The 20,021-nt window shown below is 70.2% G+C and carries 15 protein-coding genes and 1 tRNA gene; 5 read left to right on the forward strand and 11 right to left on the reverse strand.

The window, feature by feature from the left end; genetic code table 11:
• Nucleotides 1–2 precede the first annotated feature (2 nt).
• A complete protein-coding gene (locus ACPXCS_RS19630) occupies nt 3–1,811 on the reverse strand; it encodes a bifunctional metallophosphatase/5'-nucleotidase (protein WP_425945521.1) in 1,809 nt (602 codons plus the stop codon).
• Nucleotides 1,812–1,975: 164 nt separating this feature from the next.
• On the opposite strand from ACPXCS_RS19630, the gene ACPXCS_RS19635 reads away from it, so the two are divergent.
• On the forward strand, nt 1,976–2,695 hold the full coding sequence (locus ACPXCS_RS19635; RefSeq protein WP_425945522.1) for an SIMPL domain-containing protein: 720 nt from the start codon (nt 1,976–1,978) through the stop codon (nt 2,693–2,695).
• A gap of 190 nt (nt 2,696–2,885) precedes the next feature.
• Nucleotides 2,886–4,322 carry a pyruvate kinase gene (pyk, locus tag ACPXCS_RS19640; protein WP_425945523.1) on the forward strand — a complete coding sequence of 479 codons (1,437 nt, stop codon included), beginning with the start codon at nt 2,886–2,888 and terminating at the stop codon, nt 4,320–4,322.
• A gap of 7 nt (nt 4,323–4,329) precedes the next feature.
• Here pyk and ACPXCS_RS19645 read toward each other — a convergent pair whose 3' ends face one another.
• Nucleotides 4,330–5,076 (reverse strand): transcriptional regulator, encoded by a 747-nt coding sequence (locus ACPXCS_RS19645; protein WP_425945524.1) that lies wholly within the window; start codon nt 5,074–5,076, stop codon nt 4,330–4,332.
• A gap of 106 nt (nt 5,077–5,182) precedes the next feature.
• Nucleotides 5,183–5,257 (reverse strand) — tRNA-Leu (locus ACPXCS_RS19650).
• A gap of 103 nt (nt 5,258–5,360) precedes the next feature.
• On the opposite strand from ACPXCS_RS19650, the gene ACPXCS_RS19655 reads away from it, so the two are divergent.
• On the forward strand, nt 5,361–6,017 hold the full coding sequence (locus ACPXCS_RS19655) for an ANTAR domain-containing response regulator (RefSeq protein ID WP_309096690.1): 657 nt from the start codon (nt 5,361–5,363) through the stop codon (nt 6,015–6,017).
• 74 nt (nt 6,018–6,091) lie between these two features.
• On the opposite strand, the gene ACPXCS_RS19660 is transcribed toward ACPXCS_RS19655, so the two are convergent.
• From ACPXCS_RS19660 to ACPXCS_RS19695, 8 genes are all read right to left on the reverse strand, one after another.
• Nucleotides 6,092–6,808, reverse strand: a complete 717-nt coding sequence (locus tag ACPXCS_RS19660) for an ABC transporter ATP-binding protein (RefSeq protein ID WP_425945525.1) — start codon at nt 6,806–6,808, stop codon at nt 6,092–6,094.
• Nucleotides 6,805–7,668: an ABC transporter ATP-binding protein gene (locus ACPXCS_RS19665; protein ID WP_094052587.1), complete on the reverse strand. Its 864-nt coding sequence runs from the start codon at nt 7,666–7,668 to the stop codon at nt 6,805–6,807. The genes ACPXCS_RS19660 and ACPXCS_RS19665 overlap by 4 nt, the downstream gene beginning before the upstream one ends.
• 5 nt (nt 7,669–7,673) lie before the next feature.
• A complete protein-coding gene (locus ACPXCS_RS19670; protein WP_425945526.1) occupies nt 7,674–9,485 on the reverse strand; it encodes a branched-chain amino acid ABC transporter permease in 1,812 nt (603 codons plus the stop codon).
• A 4-nt stretch (nt 9,486–9,489) separates the two neighbouring features.
• Nucleotides 9,490–10,419, reverse strand: coding sequence for a branched-chain amino acid ABC transporter permease (locus ACPXCS_RS19675; RefSeq protein WP_425945527.1), 930 nt, complete (start codon nt 10,417–10,419; stop codon nt 9,490–9,492).
• A 140-nt stretch (nt 10,420–10,559) separates the two neighbouring features.
• A complete protein-coding gene (locus tag ACPXCS_RS19680; protein ID WP_309096697.1) occupies nt 10,560–11,789 on the reverse strand; it encodes a branched-chain amino acid ABC transporter substrate-binding protein in 1,230 nt (409 codons plus the stop codon).
• Between the two features lie 552 nt (nt 11,790–12,341).
• Nucleotides 12,342–13,214, reverse strand: coding sequence for a trypsin-like serine protease (locus ACPXCS_RS19685; protein WP_425945528.1), 873 nt, complete (start codon nt 13,212–13,214; stop codon nt 12,342–12,344).
• Between the two features lie 119 nt (nt 13,215–13,333).
• Nucleotides 13,334–13,822, reverse strand: coding sequence for a PaaI family thioesterase (locus ACPXCS_RS19690; RefSeq protein WP_425945529.1), 489 nt, complete (start codon nt 13,820–13,822; stop codon nt 13,334–13,336).
• 56 nt (nt 13,823–13,878) lie between these two features.
• Nucleotides 13,879–16,170, reverse strand: coding sequence for an FdhF/YdeP family oxidoreductase (locus tag ACPXCS_RS19695; RefSeq protein WP_425945530.1), 2,292 nt, complete (start codon nt 16,168–16,170; stop codon nt 13,879–13,881).
• Between the two features lie 237 nt (nt 16,171–16,407).
• On the opposite strand from ACPXCS_RS19695, the gene polA reads away from it, so the two are divergent.
• Nucleotides 16,408–19,134 carry a DNA polymerase I gene (gene polA, locus ACPXCS_RS19700; protein WP_425945531.1) on the forward strand — a complete coding sequence of 909 codons (2,727 nt, stop codon included), beginning with the start codon at nt 16,408–16,410 and terminating at the stop codon, nt 19,132–19,134.
• A gap of 534 nt (nt 19,135–19,668) precedes the next feature.
• The coding region (locus ACPXCS_RS19705; RefSeq protein ID WP_425970997.1) for a hypothetical protein at nt 19,669–20,021 on the forward strand (353 nt) is incomplete at its 3' end.

A 20,021-nucleotide genomic window follows, 5' to 3' on the forward strand; every position in this document is an offset into this window, starting at 1 on the left:
GCTCAGAAGACCGGCGTGCCGTTCCGCGTGAGCTTCCAGTCCACCGCGGCGAACTCGGCCGGGTCGATCGCCCCCTTCGCCTTCACCCAGGCGATCATGGTGTTGCGGATCTCGTCCGAGTTCGACCACAGCAGCGGCGCGGCGGCGACATGCGGGAAGTTGCCGCCGCCGTTGGCCCGGTAGTTGTTCACCGCGAACACGAACGTCGCGCCGTCCGCGAGCGGCTGCCCCTCGAACCGCACGTTCGTCACCCGCGACCCGGCCGGCCTGGCGATGTCGATCTCGTACGACAGGCCGCTCACCACGTCGTAGTTGTAGTCCGGCGTGCCGTTCGCGTTGGTCAGCTTCGCCGGGTCCACCGGCTCGCCCGGCGCGGTCTGCGTGAAGTAGTTCGCCGAGAACTCCAGGTACGCCTTCAGCTGCGCGCCCGTCATCAGCCGCGCCTCCAGCGTGTTCTCGAAGACGTACAGGCCCGCCACGTCCCGGATCGTCACCTCGCCCGCCGGGATCCGGGCACTGCGCGAGAAGCACGCCGCCTGCGACAGCACCGGCAGCGCCGCGTGCTCCGTGCCCGCCAGCGCCTGCCTCACCGTGTCCGCCTGGATGTGGTTGATCAGGTCGATGATCGGCACGTCCTTGTACGGCGCCTCGGCCGACGTCATCTCCGCCGCGTTCGTGCCGATGACCTGGTTGACGTACGCCACGACCTTCTCGTGCTCGTCCGAGAGCAGCCGCACGATCTTCGGGTCCTCCGCAACGGTGTTGGAGTTCAGGACCTGCGCCGCCACCTTCTCGACCTTCCAGCAGCCCTTCTCCCAGACCAGCTCGAAGTCGAACAGCGTCAGCCGCTGCCCCCACTTCAGCGGCTCGGACAGCACGACCTGCTCGCCCGTCTCCTTGTTCGTGACGAAGTACTCGGGGATCTCCGTGTGCGCGTGCCCGACCAGGATCGCGTCGATGCCCGGCACCTGCTCCGCCACCAGAGCGGCCGCGTTCTCGATGTACGGCAGCTGGTCACCGTAGGACGACGTCCCCGACGAACCGCTGTGCGCCGACACGATGACGACGTCCGCGCCCATCGACCGCAGCTTCGGCACCCACTTCGCCGCCTGCTCCTCCAGACCCGGGAACGTCATCTTGCCCTGCACGTTCGCCTTGTCCCAGATCGCGATGCCCGGGTTGGTCAGCCCCAGCACCGCCACCTTCACGTCCCGCCCGAACGGCGTGCGCAGCCGGTGCATGCTGTACGGCGCGAACGCCGGGCGCAGCGTCTTGGCGTCCAGCGCGTTGGCGCCCAGCAGCGGGAAGCGGCACTGCTCCTCGAACTTGCGCAGCACCGGGATGCCGTAGTTGAACTCGTGGTTGCCGAGCGCCGCCGCGTCGTAGTCCATCGCGTTCATCGCCTGCGCCATCGGGTGCACCGGCCCGCCCACGGCGGTGATCGGATCGACCTTGGCGTAGTAGTACGACAGCTGCGTGCCCTGGATGGTGTCGCCCGCGTCGATGAGCAGCGTGTTGCGGCGGCCCTTCTCCGCACGGACCTGGTTCACCAGCGTCGAGACCTTCGCCAGACCGATGTCGTTGTGCGCCTTGTCGTCGAACTCGGCGTCCGTGAAGTAGTCCCAGTTGAAGACGTTGCCGTGCAGGTCCGTCGTCCCCATCACGGTGAACGCGTACCGCTTCGCGCGCCCCCGCGAGCCGTCCCGCGCCTCGGCCGCCTCGGCGCCCGGCGCCGCGACCGCACCGGCCAGTGCCACCCCCGCCCCGGTCACGGCGGACTTCTCCAGGAACTTCCGGCGGTTCAACGGCATCTCGGGCTCTCCTCGCGGAATATGTGAACGACGCGCGTAGATAACGCGCGTAGATTCTGACCCGGTCATGACCGGCCGCAACAGCCCCGCCAGGTTGCGATCCGGTGACTCGGTTCCGTCGACTCCATGCCGCCCGCCGACCACACCATGACAGAGTGGGGCGTATGACCGCGCCCACGGCAGACACCCCCCAGCCCGCCGTCCCCTACGGCACTCCCGACGCCCCCCGCATCGCCGTGCGCGGCGAGGCCCGCCTCGAAGTCGACCCGGAGATCGCCCGCATCGGCATCACCGTCGCCGCCCGCGGCCGCGACCGCCGCTCCGCCCTGGACGACCTCACCCGCCGCAACACCGGCGTCCTCGACCTGGTCAAGTCCTACGGCGACGCCGTCGAACGCCTGGAGACCGGCGCCTTCTCCATCACCCCCGAACTCACCAAGCACGGCCGCGGCGAACGCGTGCGCACCTACCACGGCAGCGTCCACGTCACCGCCGAACTCACCGACTTCACCGCCCTCGGCGAACTCACCACCCGCCTCGCCGACCTCGACCTCACCCGCGTCGACGGCCCCTGGTGGGCCCTGCGCCCCGACTCGCCCGCCCACCGCGAGGCCCGCAAGAAGGCCGTCACGGAAGCCGTCCAGCGCGCCCGCGAGTACGCCGAGGCCCTCGGCACCACGCTCGCCGCCCTGGTCGAACTCGCCGACATCGGAGCCGAGAACAGCCCGCCGGCCTACCCCCAGCACCCCGGCCGGATGCGTTCCGCCGCCTACGCCGGCGCCGCCGAGGACGCCCAGGCCGCCCCCCTCGACCTCGAACCCCAGCGCCAGCACGTCCACGCGCAGATCAACGCCCGCTTCACCATGGTGCCGCCGGCGCTGTGAGCCGCTGAACGACATGCGCGACTTCCGAAAACACGAGCGAATTTCCGGCGCGGTCCGGCGACTTTCGGAGTGCTCATAGGAGCGCGCCACCGCACAATTCAACACTTGTCAATAACGCTTCATGCAAAGTCTGTTGAGTGGTCACGCCCGGCCAATTCTCTACCAGTCGGTAACTCATAGGCTCGGACCTATGCGCCGAGCGAAAATCGTCTGCACCCTGGGGCCCGCCACCGACTCGTACGACCAGATCAAAGGCCTGGTCGACGCCGGAATGGACGTGGCCCGATTCAACCTCAGCCACGGCGGACACGCCGAACACGAGGAGCGCTACCACCGCGTGCGCAAGGCCGCCGACGAGACCGGCCGCAGCGTCGGCCTCCTCGCCGACCTTCAAGGCCCGAAAATCCGCCTCGGCCGCTTCACCGAAGGCCCCGTACTCCTTGAACGCGGCGACACCTTCACCATCACCGTCGAGGACGGCGCCGAGGGCGACGGCCGGATGTGCGGCACCACCTACGCCGGCCTCGCCACCGACGTCACCCCCGGCGAACGCATCCTCGTCGACGACGGCAAGGTCTGCCTCGAAGTCACCGAGATCGCAGGCCCCCGCGTCCACACCACGGTCGTCGAGGGCGGCGTCGTCTCCGACCACAAGGGCCTGAACCTGCCCGGCGTCGCCGTCTCCGTCCCCGCCCTGTCCAAGAAGGACGAGGACGACCTGCGCTGGGCCCTGCGCACCGGCTTCGACGTCATCGCCCTGTCCTTCGTCCGCAGCGGCCGCGACATCCAGGACGTCCACCGCATCATGGACGAGGAGGGCCGCCGCCTCCCCGTCATCGCCAAGGTCGAAAAACCCCAGGCCGTGGAGAACATCGACGACATCGTCGCCGCGTTCGACGGCATCATGGTGGCCCGCGGCGACCTCGGCGTCGAGATGCCGCTGGAGCAGGTCCCGATCGTCCAGAAGCGCGCGATCAAGCTGGCCCGGCGCAACGCGAAGCCGGTCATCGTCGCCACGCAGATGCTCGACTCGATGATCGACAACGCCCGCCCGACGCGCGCCGAGGCCTCCGACGTCGCCAACGCGATCATCGACGGCACGGACGCGGTGATGCTCTCCGGCGAGACCAGCGTCGGCAAGCACCCCGTCGAGACGGTCCGCACGATGGCCCGTATCGCCGAGGCCGCGGAAGAGGACATCCTGGCCAAGGGCCTGCCGCCCCTCACCGAACGCAACAAGCCCCGCACCCAGGGCGGCGCGGTCGCCCGCGCGGCAGCCGAGATGGGCGACTTCCTCGGCGCGAGGTTCCTGGTCGCCTTCACCCAGTCCGGCGACACGGCCCGCCGCCTCTCCCGCTACCGCTCGCCCATTCCCCTGCTGGCCTTCACCCCCGACCAGGCGACCCGCTCCCAGCTCAGCCTCAGCTGGGGTGTCGAGACGTTCCTCGGGCCGAGCGTGGACTCCACGGACGCGATGGTCGACCAGGTCGACGAGCTGCTGCTCAAGTACGGCCGCTGCCGCCCGGGCGACACGGTCGTCATCACGGCCGGCTCCCCGCCCGGCGTCTCCGGCTCCACGAACCTGGTCCGCGTCCACCACATCGCCGAGGACGACAGCCCGAACTAGGGCGCTGTCAGTACTTGGGGCCGACGTGGGCGTCCATGAGGGCTACGGAGGCTTTGCGGGCGACGGAGATGTTGCGTGCGTTCGCCCGTTTCCAGTCGACGCCCACTTGGTCGAGGGCTCTGGTGAAGAGCCGGATGATGTCGGCCGAGAGGTTGGTGAAGAAGTACCGCGGATATTCGTAGCGCTTCCGCTCACCGCCGACGATGTGAGTCGTCCAGTTGGTGACCCGGCAGCCGTCGGAGTGAATGAGTCCGCGGATGAACTCCCAGGGATGGGCGTCGACGATGGCCTGTTGCCAGGGTTCGAGGGTGATCCGGCGTTCGTGTTTCATCCCGGGGCCGTGCTGGGGGAAGAGGTACGGCCAGTGCCTGCTGTAGCTGACCACCGAGACGTAGCCCTGAGCTTGCGTGCGGAAGGCACGCCCGGTGGGGTTGATGGCGCGCATCGCGATCTCGCAGGCGTCGATCAGGCCCGGCCACGAGTCCGCGCAGGCGATCCTCAAGTAGTAGCCGGCGCCGCGAGGGTGACCGCTGATGCAGCCGTCACCGAGATAGAGGCCCAGCAGGTAGGCGTAAGCGCGCTCGTCGGCAGGCGGTCCGGGGTCTGGAGGCACCATGCGGGGCAGCGGCTCGAGGCGGCTCCGCCAGGAGCGGATCGCGGCCCGTGAGATGCCCGTTTCACGGCTCACCGAGTTGAGGCTGCGGCCCTGGGCCACCAACGCGAGCGCTCGCCTGCGTGTGCTGAGGTCGTACATGTGGCCACTGTGGGAGCGTGATCACGTCGACACGCAGCAAAAAGCGGATGTTCACGAGAACGTGGGCATCCGCTTCGCAGTGGTGACCTTGGAAAACAAGGAAAAGTGCCCCGGGTCGGACTCGAACCGACACTGTATGGGTTTTGAATCCATTGCCTGCTGCCAATTGGGCTACCGGGGCCCGGTGAATCCAAGGTTGACCCGGACCCACTGCCCGACCACCATACCGCAGCTGGGTACGCTCTTGGGAGCAGTACCGGCCTGCCCCGTACCAAGGAGCCCACGTGAGCGCCCCCGAGTCGCCCCAGCCTGTTGACGTGCCTGATGAGGACAAGTCGCACGTGCCTCCGATGACGACCCGCGTCGTCATCGCCGAGGACGAGGCCCTGATCCGGCTCGACCTCAAAGAGATGCTGGAGGAGGAGGGGTACACCGTCGTCGGCGAGGCCGGTGACGGTGAGCAGGCCGTGGAGCTGGCCCGTGAGCACCGCCCCGACCTGGTGATCCTGGACGTGAAGATGCCCAAGCTGGACGGCATCTCCGCGGCCGAGAAGATCGCCGAGGAGAGCATCGCGCCGGTCCTGATGCTGACCGCCTTCTCGCAGCGCGACCTGGTGGAGCGGGCCCGGGACGCCGGGGCCATGGCGTACCTGGTGAAGCCGTTCAGCAAGACCGACGTCGTGCCGGCGATCGAGATGGCCGTGTCGCGGTTCACGGAGCTGAAGGAGCTGGAGAAGGAGGTCGCCGACCTGACCCTCCGGCTGGAGACGCGCAAGCTGGTGGACCGGGCGAAGTCGATCCTGCAGACGGAGTACGGGCTGACCGAGCCGGCCGCGTTCCGGTGGATCCAGAAGACGTCGATGGACCGCCGCATGTCGATGCAGCAGGTCGCGGAGGCGGTCATCCAGGACGCCGAGGAGAAGAAGGCCGGCAAGGGCTGATCCGGAGACGGCGAAAGCGGCCTGTTCCCCTCCACCCGGAGGGGAACAGGCCGCTTTCGTATACGGCTGGGGCCTCAGTCCTCGCCGAGGTAGGCCTTGCGGACCGACTCGTCGTGCAGCAGGTCCTGCCCCGTGCCGGACAGGACGACGTTGCCGACCTCCATGACGTGGCCCTGGTCGGCCAGCGACAGCGCGGCCTGGGCGTTCTGCTCGACCAGGAGGATGGTCGTGCCCTGGGACTTGAGCTCCGAGATGGTCGCCATGATCTTCTGCATCATGATCGGGGAGAGGCCCATGGAGGGCTCGTCGAGCATGAGCAGCTTGGGCTGGGACATCAGGGCGCGGCCCATGGCGAGCATCTGCTGCTCACCGCCGGAGAGGGTTCCGGCGGCCTGGTTGCGGCGTTCGCCGAGGATGGGGAAGAGGTCGTACGCCTTCTGGATGTCCTTTTCGATGCCTTCCTTGTCCTTGCGGAGGAAGGCGCCGAGCTGAAGGTTCTCGAAGATCGTCAGGCGCGGGAAGATGTGCCGGCCTTCGGGGGAGTGGGCCAGGCCGAGGGAGACGATCTTGTGGGCGGGGATCCCGTTCAGGGGCTTGCCGTCGAAGACGATCTTCCCGGACGTCGGCTTGAGCAGGCCCGACAGGGTGCGCAGGGTGGTCGTCTTGCCGGCGCCGTTGGTGCCGATGAGGGTGACGACCTGGCCGGCGTCGACGCTGAAGGAGATGCCCTTGACGGCTTCGATCTTGCCGTAGGAGACCCGGAGGTCCTCGACTTCGAGGAGTGCGGTCACTTGGCTTCTCCCTTGGTGCTGCTGGTGGTGCTGGGCGCTTCGGCGGCGGCTTCGGCGGCCTCGACCTCGGCGGCCTCGGCCTCGCCGGGGTCTCCCTCGAAGGGTTCTCCCAGGTAGGCGGCGACGACGCGCTCGTCGGCCTGGACGACCTCGGCGGTTCCCTCGACGAGCTTCTCGCCCTGGACGAGGACGGCGACGCGGTCGGAGAGGTTGAAGACGAAGCGCATGTCGTGCTCGATGAGCAGGACGGCGATGCCCTTGTCGCGGATGGCGAAGACGAGTTCCTCGGTGGCCCGCGTCTCCTGCGGGTTCATGCCGGCGGTGGGCTCGTCGAGGAGGAGCAGGCCGGGCTCGGAGGCCATGGCTCGGGCGATCTCCAGCTTGCGCTGCTCGCCGTAGGGGAGGTTGCGGGCGAGGTGGTCGCGCTTGTGGGCGAGGCCGATGAACTCCAGGAGTTCCATGGCGCGTTCCTCGCTCTCACGCTCGGCCTTCTTGAAGCCGGGGCCGCGCAGGAGAGCCGACCAGAGGCCTTCCTTGGTCCGGGTGTGGCGGCCGACGAGCACGTTCTCCAGGACCGTCATGTTGGCGAACAGGCGGATGTTCTGGAAGGTGCGCGCGATGCCGGCCTGGGTGACCAGGTGGGGCTTGGGCGGGAGCACGGTGCCCTTGTAGGAGACGGTGCCCTCGGTGGGGACGTACAGGCCGGTCAGGCAGTTGAAGAAGGTGGTCTTGCCGGCGCCGTTGGGGCCGATGAGGCCGACGATCTCGCCGGCGTTGACCGTGAAGTCGACGGAGCGGACGGCGGTGAGGCCGCCGAAGCGCATCGTGACGTCGCGGGCTTCGAGTACAGGTGTCGTCATGATGGTTACGCCCCCGCCTTGGTGACGGCCGGTTCGTCGGTCAGCGTGGTCTGTTTCGGTACGTCGAGTTGGCCGGTCTCGTGGAATTCGAGCTGGCGCCGGCGGTTGGCGATGATGCCTTCGGGGCGGAAGCGCATCAGCAGGATGAGCGCGATGCCGAAGGCGAGGAGCGACTTCTCCTGGAGGAAGACGAGCTTCTCGGGGAGCAGGTAGAGCAGGGCCGCGCCGAGGAGCGGTCCGGCGACCGTGCCCATGCCGCCGAGGACGACCGCGGCCAGCAGGAACGCGGAGTTGGGCGGGGTGGAGCCGGCGAACTGGTACGGCGTGGGGACCACGCTGTAGGTGACGTGGGCGCTGACGGTGCCGGCGAGGCCGGCGAGGGCGGCGCCGAGGGCGAAGGCGACGAGCTTGACGCGGAAGCCGTTGATGCCCATGGCGGTGGCGGCGGTCTCGTCCTCGCGGATGGCGATCCAGGACCGGCCGATGCGGGAGTCCGCGGCGCGGGTGTAGACGAGGACCACGATGGCCATGATGAGGACCATCAGCAGGTAGTAGTTGGCGAAGCGGCCGAGGGTGAACCCGCCGATGTCGTGGGCCTGCCCGAAGTTGAACCCGAAGAGGTTCAGGTCGGGGATGGAGGGGATGCCGTTGGGGCCGTTGGTGACGTCGGGTCCGGACTGGCCGTCCATGTTGTTGACGGCGATGCGGAAGATCTCACCGAAGCCGAGGGTGACGATGGCGAGGTAGTCGCCGCGCAGCCGCAGGGTCGGGGCGCCGATGAGGACGCCGAAGACCAGGGAGGCGGCGGCGCCTGCCAGGGCGGAGGCCCAGAAGGGCAGGTGGACGCCGGAGATGGTGGAGAACTCGGAGCCGGAGACGAGGGCGGCGGTGTAGGCGCCGACGCCGAGGAAGGCGACGTATCCGAGGTCGAGGAGTCCGGCGAGGCCGACGACGATGTTCAGGCCGAGGGCCACGGTCCCGAAGATCAGGATGTTGACGCCGATGTTGGCGTAGTGGTCGTCGGTCTGGGTGAAGGGGAAGGCGATCGCGGCGGCGAAGCCCATGGCGAGGGTGAAGCTGCGGTTGGCGGCGACCAGCGCGGAGAAGCGGTCGAGGAGGCCGGCGGTGTGCAGCGCCCAGATGGCGAAGACGACGACGAAGAGGTAGCCGACGAAGAGTTCGCCGTACTCGGTGTCGATGCCGTAGGTGAAGACGCCGAGGCCGATGATGGTGACCACGGTGATCACGGCCCGCTGGACCCAGGGCGCGGTGGCCCGGGGGGCGGGGATGCGGTCGGGCTTGGCGATGTAGGCCTTGAGGGTTTCCTTGGTGCCGTCGGTGCCGGCGCCCTCCTGGGGGAGGGCGAGGGCGCCGAGGACCGGCAGGAGGGAGGCGACGGCCGCGATCCAGCCACCGGGTTCGAGGTTGACGACACCGCCGAGTTCGGCGCTGATGGCGATGACGGTGAACCAGGTGACGGCGAAGCCGCCGAGTGCGTTGAGGACGAGCGGCGCGTTGTTGCGGGCGGGCAGCAGCCAGCCGAGGCCGCGGATGCCGTACGCGGCGAGCGCGAACAGTGTGGTGAGGAGCCCGGCGGTGAAGGTCAGCCACTGCAGGCCGCCGGGGTAGCCGTTGATGGTGAGGTCGCCGGGGAACTCGGAGGTCCAGGTCCAGGCGAGGAACGCGGAGGCCGCGGTGGCGATGCCGCCGCCGAGGAGCAGGGCGCGGGCGGCCGCCAGAGGCAGCGGTATGAGGCCGCGCAGGGCGGGCGGCGCGGGGGTGGCGTCCGGGGCGGGGGTCTTGGTCGTCTCGGTCATGTGATCACGCCCTGTCCGCGACGCGCTCGCCGAGCAGGCCCTGTGGCCTGAAGAGGAGCACCAGGATGAGGAGGCAGAAGGCCCACACGTTGGCCCAGCTCTGGCCGCCGAGCTGCTGCATGCCGGGGATCTCGTCGATGTAGGCGGAGGCGAGGGTCTCGGCGATGCCGAGGACGACGCCGCCGAGCATGGCGCCGTAGATGTTGCCGATGCCGCCGAGGACGGCCGCGGTGAAGGCCTTGAGGCCCATCAGGAAGCCCATGCGGTAGTCGACGTTGCCGTACTTGAGTCCGTAGGCGACGGCGGCGACGGCGGCGAAGAAGCCGCCGATGGCGAAGGCGATGACGATGATGCGGTTGGTGTCGATGCCCATCAGCTGCGCGGTGTCGGGGTCCTGCGCGGTGGCCTGCATGGCGCGGCCGGTGCGGCTGCGGCGCACGAAGAAGGCGAGGGCGGCCATGCAGAGGATGGCGGCCAGGATGAGGAAGATGTCGGCGTCCTTGATGGTGACGGAGCCGATCTCGTGGGTGGCGTCGAGACCCGGGAAGGCGCGGGCGCGGTCGGCGCCGGGGTAGAAGTTGCGCACGACCTCCTGGAGGGCCAGGGAGAGGCCGATGGCCGTGATGAGCGGTGCCAGGCGTGGTGCTCCGCGCAGTGGCCGGTAGGCGAACCGTTCCGCTCCGACGGCGATGAGGATGGCCACGAGGGCGCCGCCGAGGAGCATCAGGGGTACGGCGAGAGCCATCGAGGTGCCGTCGGGCAGGATGTAGAAGTAGACCGTGAGGGCACCGAACGCCCCGGTCATGAAGATCTCGCCGTGCGCGAAGTTGATGAGCTGGACGATGCCGTACACCATCGTGTAGCCGATGGCGATCAGCCCGTACATCGAGCCGAGAAGCAGCCCGTTGGCCAGCTGCTGCGGCAGGGTGTTCACCGCATGGCCTCCATGTCGCTGGTGGTCGTGTGCACTGGATGCGTGCGTGGTCGCGTGCTGTGTGGGGGTGTGAAAACGGGCCGCGCGGTCGGGGTCGTCCTCCCGCGCGGCCCGTGGTGCGGCTATGGGGGGGGCCGGTGTTACTGCAGGTCGGCGGTGCCGGTCTCGACGGCCTTCCAGGCGCCCTTCTCGACCTGGTACACCGTGAGCTGCTTGTTGGTGGTGTCGCCGTACTGGTCGAAGGCGATCTTGCCGGTGAGGCCCTCGAAGTCCGACTTCTGGACACCGTCGACGACCTTGGAGCGCAGGTCGTTGATGTCGCTGGGCACCTTGCCGCCGTTGGCGTCGGCCGCGGCCTTCACGGCCTTGATGATGGCGGTGGTGGCGTCGTAGGCGTAGGCACCGTAGGCGCCGTAGTCACCCTTGTAGCCCTTGTCCTTGTAGGTCTGGATGAACTGCTTGGCGGCGGGCAGGGTGTCGGCGGGGACGCCGATCGCCGTGGCCAGGTCACCCTCGGAGGACTTGCCGGCGGCCTCGATGTAGGTGGAGGCGAACATGCCGTCGCCGCCGAACAGCGGGATCTTGACGCCGGCGTCCTTGAGCTGCTTGGTGATCAGCGCGGACTCGTCGTACTGGCCGCCGTAGTAGAGCAGGTCGGCACCGGAGTTCTTGATCTTGGTGACGAGGGAGCCGAAGTCCTTGTCGCCGGTGTTGACGTGGTCGGTGCCGACGACCTTGCCGCCGAGCTTCTTGTACTGCTCCGCGAAGATCTTCGCGAGGCCGGCGCCGTAGGTCTGCTTGTCGTCGACGACGAAGGCCTTCTTCTTCTTGAGGCCGTTGAACGCGTAGCCGGCGGCGAAGCTGCCCTGCAGCTCGTCGGTGGTGGCGGTGCGGAAGTAGGTCTTGAAGGGGCGCTTCTTGTCCGTCTGCCAGTTCTTGCCCTGGGTCAGCTCCGGGTTGGTGTTGGCCGGGCTGATCTGGACCATGTTGGCGGAGGCGAAGACCTGCTGCATCGTCTGGGCGACGCCGGAGTTCAGCGGGCCGACGGCGCCGACGGCGGTCTTGTCGCCGACGATGTTGGTGGCGTTGGACTGGCCCGTCGCGGGCTGCGCCTTGTCGTCCAGGGCCCTGAGCTTGAACTTCACGCCCGGGACCCAGTTGTTCTTGTTGGCGTCGTCGACGGCTATCTGGGCGCCGTACTGGATACCGAGGCCGGTGGTGGAGTTCTCACCGGAGAGGGGGGCGTCGACGCCGATGGTCAGTGTCGTGCTGCTCCCGCCGTCTCCGCCCTTGTCACCGCTGTCGTCTCGGGAACCGCAGGCGGTGAGAGTCAGAGCTCCGGTCGTGAGAACGGAGGTAAGAATCACCAAGGAACGCTGTCGCACAATCAGTCCTTTCACAGGCAGGCCCCGCCCTGGTCGGGGGGTGAGTGCCGCGCTGGTACCGAACTCCCGATGTGGAGCGGTGACTGGCCGTGACTCTAAGCCCGGGGTAAGGGCAGGGTCAGCGGCGCGGGCTCGCTTGTGACTTTCTTGTTATGACGGGGTGGATGTCCGCTCTCGGCGACGGACCCTCTCGGCGGGTTTGGTGGTTTTTCGCCGAAGTCCGCATTCTGAGAACGCGCACTTCCGGTTGGCCGTGGCTGAGATCGTGCGTGGCCGGGGCCGCGGAGGGCCCGCGCAAGATCGGAAGGGTTCGGGGCGGGGGCGCGGCCGAAGGGGAATTCGCGGTGCTGTATTGCGCGCGCGTTACGGAGCGTTACGGAGAGAAATGGCGGGGCGCTGTCCGGGAGAGGGGAAACAGTGGTTTTCCGGTGGTCCGGAAGTCGGTGATCTCCCCGGGGGAGACGACGGCGCCCCGCCGCTTCGGGGTGGGACCCGGTGCGGCGGGGCGCTCGGTGGAGCTGTGCGGTGGGGGCGGGGCTAGGGCAGCTGCGTGAAGGGCGCCAGGAACGCCCGGGCGGCGGGGGTGTCCAGGCGGTACGTCACGTTGGTCGCGTAGCAGGGGGTGTCGCCGGTGATGGTGGTGGCGGCCAGGACGCGCTTGCCGCCGAGCGTCGCGAAGTTGGGGCCGCCCGAATCGCCGTAGCAGGCGCCTCCGTTGCCCTGCGGCGCGGTCATCGCGAGGCGGGCCCAGGAGTCGTTGAGGGCGTTGAAGGTGACGGGTGCCTTCATGCGGACGCCGCCGCCGGAGTGGGTGTGGCCGCCGGGGCCGTTGACGGCCTCCTGGGTGCCGTACCCGGCGACGACCCAGTCGGCGGCGCTCAGGCCCTGCGGTCCGAGCTTGCCGAGCTGGCCGGCGGTGGGCAGGGTGGCCGGGGTGAAGCTCCAACGGGCCTTCATGGCGGCGGCGGAGAGCTCGACCACGGAGATGTCGTGGGTGTCGTTGGCGGGCCCCGGGAAGTCGGGGTGCGAATGGGCGCTGCCCGGGACGGCGACGGCGGCGGCCTGCGCGGCCGGGTCGCCGGGGTGCTTCTTCGCCCCCGCGTCGAGTCCGGCCTGCACGTCCTGGTCCAGGGACACGAAGAAGCGCACGTTGTCGGGCCAGTCGGTGGTGCAGTGCGCGGCGGTCAGGAACGTGTCCCGGTCGACCATGGTGCCGGAGCAGACCCAGTCGACCCGGTCGGGGGTCGCGGCGTCGCCGTCGTCGTCCCAGGTGGCCACCAGCGCGCCCACTTCGGTGCGTTCGGGGGCGGGCGTGGCGTTGTAGGAGTTGATGGCGGAGGACGGCAGCGCGGTGGCGAGCACGGCGGCACCGGCCGCGGCGAAGACGGCGATGGCACGTACGGAGGTCAAGAGAAACCCTTCTGGGGGTGGGACGGGTCTTCTCCTGTGGGGGGGGAGCGTCAGTGAAGCGCCCGGCGGCGGCCGCGACAAGAGCACGGCCGCTCTCCCAGGGTTTTCCCTACGTCGGGTCAGCGCGCGGCGCGGACGAGTTCCTCGTCGCCGGGCCTCGCGTCGCGCAGCAGGCAGGTCAGCCGGGCCGTGCACACCCGCTTGTCGTTCTCGTCGGTGATGACGATCTCGTACGTGGCGGTGGTGCGCCCCCGGTGCACGGGTGTGGCCACGCCGGTGACCAGACCGGAGCGGGCCCCGCGGTGGTGCGTGCAGTTCAGGTCGACGCCCACGGCGATCTTGGAGCTGCCGCCGTGCAGCATCGAGCCGACCGAGCCGAGCGTCTCGGCCAGCACCGCGGAGGCCCCGCCGTGCAGCAGCCCGTAGGGCTGGGTGTTGCCCTCCACCGGCATCGTCCCGACGACCCGCTCCGCCGAGGCCTCCAGGATCTGCACACCCATGCGGGTGCCGAGATGGCCCGCGGAGAACAGAGCGGGGAGGTCCACGCCGAGTGCGGCGTACTCGTCGATGACCTCTTGCGGGAACTTCACGTGCTGCTGCTCACCCATGGGGCCCGGCTCCGTTCGTCCTGGTCGCTGCGGCTGCTCTACGCCTGAGCGAACGCTCAGTCGGTCGCCGATTGTTCCAGACGCACCACGACCGACTTGCTGGCCGGGGTGTTGCTGGTGTCCGCCGTGGCGTCCAGCGGCACCAGCACGTTGGTCTCCGGGTAGTAGGCGGCGGCACAGCCCCGGGCCGTCGGGTAGTGCACGACCCGGAAGCCCGGCGCCCTGCGCTCCACGCCGTCCCTCCACTCGCTCACCAGGTCCACGTACACCCCGTCCGCCAGCTGCAGGGCCCGCGCGTCCTCGGGGTTGACCAGCACCACCCGGCGGCCGCCCCGGATGCCCCGGTAGCGGTCGTCCAGGCCGTAGATCGTGGTGTTGTACTGGTCGTGCGAGCGCAGCGTCTGCAGCAGCAGACGGCCCTCGGGCAGCCGCGGGTACTCCACGGGCGCGGCGGTGAAGTTGGCCTTGCCGGTGGCCGTCGGGAAGCGCCGCTCGTCGCGCGGGGCGTGGGGGAGCGCGAAACCGCCGGGGCGGCCGGCGGAATCCGTCACGCGCGCGTTGAAGTCCTCGAAGCCCGGGATCACGCGCGCGATGCGGTCCCGGATCGTGGCGTAGTCCTTCTCGAACTCCTCCCACGGCGTGCGGCTGCCGTCGCCCAGCACCCGGCGGGCCAGACGGCACACGATGGCCGGCTCCGACAGCAGCTGCGCACTCGCGGGCTCCAGACGGCCCCGCGAGGCGTGCACCATGCCCATGGAGTCCTCGACCGTCACGAACTGCTCGCCGCTCGCCTGCAGATCGCGCTCCGTGCGCCCGAGGGTGGGCAGGATCAGGGCCCGCGCGCCCGTGACGGCGTGCGAGCGGTTCAGCTTCGTCGACACGTGCACGGTCAGCCGGGCCCGCCGCACGGCCGCCTCGGTGACGTCCGTGTCGGGCGACGCCGAGACGAAGTTGCCGCCCATGGCGAAGAAGACCTTCGCCTCGCCGTCCCGCAGGGCGCGGATCGCGCGGACGACGTCGTAGCCGTGCTCACGCGGCGGCGTGAAGCCGAACTCCCGCTCCAGCGCGTCCAGGAACGCCGGGGCGGGGCGCTCGAAGATGCCCATCGTGCGGTCGCCCTGTACGTTCGAATGCCCGCGCACCGGGCACACGCCCGCGCCCGGGCGGCCGATGTTGCCGCGCAGCAGGAGGAAGTTGACGATCTCGCGGATCGTCGGCACGGAGTGCTTGTGCTGGGTGAGGCCCATCGCCCAGCACACGATGGTCCGTTCGGAGGCGAGGACCAGGGACAGGGTCTGCTCGATGTCCTCCCGGGTCAGCCCCGTCGCCGTGAGCGTCTCGTCCCAGTCGGCGGCGTGGGCGGCCTCGGCGAACTCCTCGAAGCCGTGCGTGTGTTCCCGCACGAACGCCTCGTCGACCGCGCCCTCCCGCTCCAGGATCAGCTTGTTGAGGAGGCGGAACAGCGCCTGGTCGCCGCCGATGCGGATCTGCAGGAACAGGTCCGTGAGCGCCGCGCCCCGGAACATGCCCTGCGGGGTCTGCGGGTTCTTGAAGCGCTCCATGCCCGCCTCGGGCAGCGGGTTGACGCTGATGATCCGCGCCCCGTTGGCTTTGGCCTTCTCCAGGGCGGAGAGCATGCGCGGATGGTTCGTGCCGGGATTCTGGCCGGCGACGATGATCAGGTCCGCCTTGTACAGGTCCTCCAGCAGGACGCTGCCCTTGCCGATGCCGATCGTCTCCGACAGGGCCGAGCCGGACGACTCGTGGCACATGTTCGAGCAGTCGGGGAGGTTGTTCGTGCCGAGCTCGCGGGCGAAGAGCTGGTAGAGGAACGCGGCCTCGTTGCTGGTGCGGCCCGAGGTGTAGAAGACCGCCTCGTCCGGGGAGCCGAGGGCGGCGATCTCCTCGCCGATGATGTCGAAGGCGCGCTCCCAGGTGACCGGCTCGTAGTGCGTGCCGCCCTCCGGGAGGTACATGGGGTGGGTGAGGCGGCCCTGCTGGCCCAGCCAGTAGCCGCTGCGGCGGGCCAGATCCTCCACCGGGTGGGCCGCGAAGAACTCCGGCGTGACCCGGCGCAGGGTGGCCTCCTCCGCCACCGCCTTAGCGCCGTTCTCGCAGAATTCCGCCTTGTGCCGGTGCTCCGGCTCGGGCCAGGCGCAGCCCGGGCAGTCGAAGCCGTCCTTCTGGTTCACACTCAGCAGCGTCAGCGCCGTGCGCCTCACGCCCATCTGCCGCTGGGCGACGCGCAGGGTGTGCCCGATGGCGGGGAGGCCCGCCGCCGCGTGCATCGGGCCGGTGACCTGCGGCGCGTCCTGGACCGGATCACTCTTGGGCGGCTTCGACGCCATCGCACGCTCCCCTTCGACTGCGCTGTGAGGTACGTCTCCGATCCTCGCACGCGGCGGTGACATCGGGTGAGGGCGGTCCGGGCCGCCGTAACGCCCGCCGTGTCCCCGAGTCGTCCGTGCGGGGGCTCCGTTCGGTGCGGGGCAGGGCCTGCGGCCCGGACCGTGCGGCGGCCCGGAACGGCCCGCCGCGCCCCGGGGCGGGGCCGAGTGTCAGTGGGGCGTGGCAGGATCGGGGGCGTGGCAGAGACAGCATCGAAGACGACCGACACGACCACCGGCGGCAGCCGTCCGCGACTGATGCTCATGGACGGGCACTCGCTGGCCTACCGCGCGTTCTTCGCGCTGCCCGCGGAGAACTTCACCACCGCGACGGGCCAGCCGACGAACGCGATCTACGGCTTCGCGTCGATGCTCGCGAACACGCTCCGCGACGAGGCGCCCACGCACTTCGCGGTCGCCTTCGACGTCTCCCGCAAGACCTGGCGCTCCCAGGAGTTCACGGAGTACAAGGCGAACCGTTCCAAGACCCCCGACGAGTTCAAGGGCCAGGTCGAGCTGATCTGCGAGCTCCTCGACGCGATGGGCGCCGCCCGCTTCGCCGTGGACGGCTTCGAGGCGGACGACGTCATCGCCACGCTCGCGACGCAGGCCGAGGCCGAGGGCTTCGAGGTGCTGATCGTCACCGGCGACCGGGACTCGTTCCAGCTGGTCAGCGACCACATCACGGTGCTGTACCCGACCAAGGGCGTCTCCGAGCTGACCCGCTTCACCCCGGAGAAGGTCTTCGAGAAGTACGGGCTGACGCCCGCGCAGTACCCCGACTTCGCGGCCCTGCGCGGCGACCCGTCCGACAACCTCCCCGGCATCCCCGGCGTCGGTGAGAAGACCGCCGCGAAGTGGATCAACCAGTTCGGCTCGTTCGCCGAGCTCGTCGAGCGCGTCGACGAGGTCAAGGGCAAGGCCGGCCAGAACCTCCGCGACCACCTGGAGGCGGTCAAGCTCAACCGCCGCCTCACGGAGCTGGAGCGCAGCGTCGAGCTCCCCAAGGGCGTCACGGACCTGCAGCGCGCCCCCTACGACCGCAAGGCCGTCGCGATGGTCCTGGACACCCTGGAGATCCGCAACCCCTCGCTGCGCGAGCGGCTCTTCGCCGTCGACCCCGGCGCCGAGGAGGCCGAGACCACCCCGATCAGCGCCGAGGGCGTGGCGCTGGACGGCACGGTCCTCGGCACGGGTGAGCTGACCGCCTGGCTCACCGAGCACGCCACCGGGCCCCTCGGCGTGGCCACCGTCGACACCTGGGCGCTCGGCACCGGCTCCGTCGCCGAGGTCGCCCTGGCCGCGCCCGGCGGACCGGCCGCCTGGTTCGACCCCTCCCAGCTGGACGAGGCCGACGAGACCGCCTTCGCGGCCTGGCTCGCCGACGCCGCCCGGCCCAAGGTCCTGCACAACGCCAAGGGCGCCATGCGGGTCTTCGCCGAGCACGGCTGGAGCGTCGACGGCGTCACCATGGACACCGCGCTCGCCGCCTACCTGGTCAAGCCCGGCCGCCGCTCCTTCGACCTGGACGCGCTGTCCCTCGAGTACCTGCACCGCGAGCTCGCCCCCGCCGCCGCTGCCGACGGCCAGCTCGCCTTCGGAGCGGACGAGGGCGCCGAGGCCGAGGCCCTGATGATCCAGGCCCGTGCCGTCCTCGACCTGGGCGAGGCCTTCGAGGGCCGCCTGGAGGAGGTCGGCGCCGCCGACCTGCTGCGTGACATGGAGCTGCCCACGTCCGCGCTGCTCGCCCGCATGGAGCGGCACGGCATCGCGGCCGACCGGCCCCACCTGGAGGCCATGGAGCAGATGTTCGCCGGTGCCGTCCAGCAGGCGGTGAAGGAGGCCCACGCGGCGGCCGGGCACGAGTTCAACCTGGGCTCGCCCAAGCAGCTGCAGGAGGTCCTCTTCGGCGAGCTGGCCCTGCCCAAGACCAAGCGCACCAAGACCGGCTACACCACGGACGCGGACGCGCTGGCCTGGCTGGCCGGGCAGACGGACAACGAGCTGCCGGTGATCATGCTCCGCCACCGCGAGCAGGCCAAGCTGCGCGTCACCGTCGAGGGCCTGATCAAGACGATCGCCGCGGACGGCCGGATCCACACGACGTTCAACCAGACGGTGGCCGCCACCGGCCGCCTCTCCTCCACGGACCCGAACCTGCAGAACATCCCGGTCCGCACGGACGAGGGCCGCGCGATCCGCCGCGGCTTCGTCGTCGGCGAGGGCTTCGAGTCCCTGATGACGGCCGACTACAGCCAGATCGAGCTGCGCGTGATGGCTCACCTCTCCGAGGACGCGGGCCTGATCGAGGCGTTCACCTCCGGCGAGGACCTGCACACCACGGCCGCCTCCCAGGTGTTCGCGGTCGAGCCGGACGCGGTGGACGCCGAGATGCGCCGCAAGATCAAGGCCATGTCCTACGGCCTGGCCTACGGACTGTCCGCCTTCGGCCTCTCCCAGCAGCTGAACATCGAGGCGGCGGAGGCCCGCGCCCTCATGGACGCGTACTTCGAGCGCTTCGGCGGCGTACGGGACTACCTGCGCCGGGCGGTCGACGAGGCCCGGGCGACGGGCTACACGGCCACGCTCTTCGGACGCCGGCGCTACCTGCCCGACCTCAACAGCGACAACCGCCAGCGCCGCGAGGCCGCCGAGCGGATGGCCCTCAACGCGCCCATCCAGGGCACGGCGGCCGACATCGTCAAGATCGCCATGCTCAAGGTGGACGACGCCCTGCGCGAAGCGGGGCTGGCCTCCCGCATGCTCCTCCAGGTCCACGACGAAATCGTGCTGGAGATCGCCCCCGGCGAGCGGCCGGCCGCGGAGGAACTGGTCCGCCGCGAGATGGCGAACGCGGTCCGGCTCCGCGTCCCGCTGGGCGTCTCGGTCGGCGCGGGACCGGACTGGGAGTCGGCAGCGCACTGACGCCTCGGCCGTGGCATCGAGGGCCGGCCCTGAACGGGCCGGCCCCGACGGAGCAGGCTCTCGACGCCCGGTGCACCCCCCTTTTCCGACCCCCACCCCTCTCGGCAGCCCCACCCCTCCCGTCTCACCCACCGTCACTCGCGTGGCCGCCGAGAAGGCGCCCGGCCGACGGGCCCTCGCGAGGATGCGGGCATGGGTATACGCAGGCTCATCAGCCGCACGGCGCCAGGTGTGGCACTCCGTGTGACGCACCCGCCGGTCCCGGTGCTGGCGCCCGCCGCGAGCACCGTGCGCGTCCCGGCGGATCCCTCCCCGGCCCTCAGCCGCGGCGCGGAACACCTCCGGCGGCTCTTTGCCCCGGGCCGCGTGCCCACGGCCCTGCGCCGCACGCCGGCCGGCCTCCGGCCGCGCCGCCCGCCCGCCCGGCGCGGGCTGACAGCCGTTGCCGGGACCGGGGGGCGTCTCCGGCTGATCTCCGTGGCTGGTGCCTGGCTCTCTGCGGCCGGGGCCGGGACGCGTTCCGGGCTCATCTGCGTGGCCCGTGCCCGGCTCACCTCCGCGGCCGGTGCCGGGGGTCGATTCCGGCTCCTCTCCGCGGCCGGGGCCGGGGGCCGTTCCCGGCTCATCACCGCGGCCCGTACCCGGCTCATCACCACGGCCGGGGCCAAGGACCGCCCTCGGCCCATCACCCCGACCGGCACCGGGGGCCGTTTCCCGCTCATCACCCCGACCGGCATCGGGGGCCGTTCCCGGCTCATCACCGCGGCCCGTGCCCGGCTCATCAGCACGGCCCGTGCCCGGCTCATCAGCACGGCCGGGGCCAAGGACCGCCCTCGGCCCATCACCCCGACCGGCACCGGGGGCCGTTTCCCGCTCATCACCCCGAC

Source organism: Streptomyces sp. DT190 (assembly GCF_049846985.1).
GTDB lineage: Bacteria > Actinomycetota > Actinomycetes > Streptomycetales > Streptomycetaceae > Streptomyces.

Coding starts and splice junctions, on each gene's coding strand:
- ACPXCS_RS19645 (WP_425945524.1), bottom strand. CDS start 5,076: ATGTACGACCTCAGCACACGCAGGCGAGCGCTCGCGTTGGTGGCCCAG.
- ACPXCS_RS19635 (WP_425945522.1), top strand. CDS start 1,976: ATGACCGCGCCCACGGCAGACACCCCCCAGCCCGCCGTCCCCTACGGC.
- ACPXCS_RS19630 (WP_425945521.1), bottom strand. CDS start 1,811: ATGCCGTTGAACCGCCGGAAGTTCCTGGAGAAGTCCGCCGTGACCGGG.
- ACPXCS_RS19690 (WP_425945529.1), bottom strand. CDS start 13,822: ATGGGTGAGCAGCAGCACGTGAAGTTCCCGCAAGAGGTCATCGACGAG.
- ACPXCS_RS19695 (WP_425945530.1), bottom strand. CDS start 16,170: ATGGCGTCGAAGCCGCCCAAGAGTGATCCGGTCCAGGACGCGCCGCAG.
- ACPXCS_RS19670 (WP_425945526.1), bottom strand. CDS start 9,485: ATGACCGAGACGACCAAGACCCCCGCCCCGGACGCCACCCCCGCGCCG.
- ACPXCS_RS19665 (WP_094052587.1), bottom strand. CDS start 7,668: ATGACGACACCTGTACTCGAAGCCCGCGACGTCACGATGCGCTTCGGC.
- pyk (WP_425945523.1), top strand. CDS start 2,886: ATGCGCCGAGCGAAAATCGTCTGCACCCTGGGGCCCGCCACCGACTCG.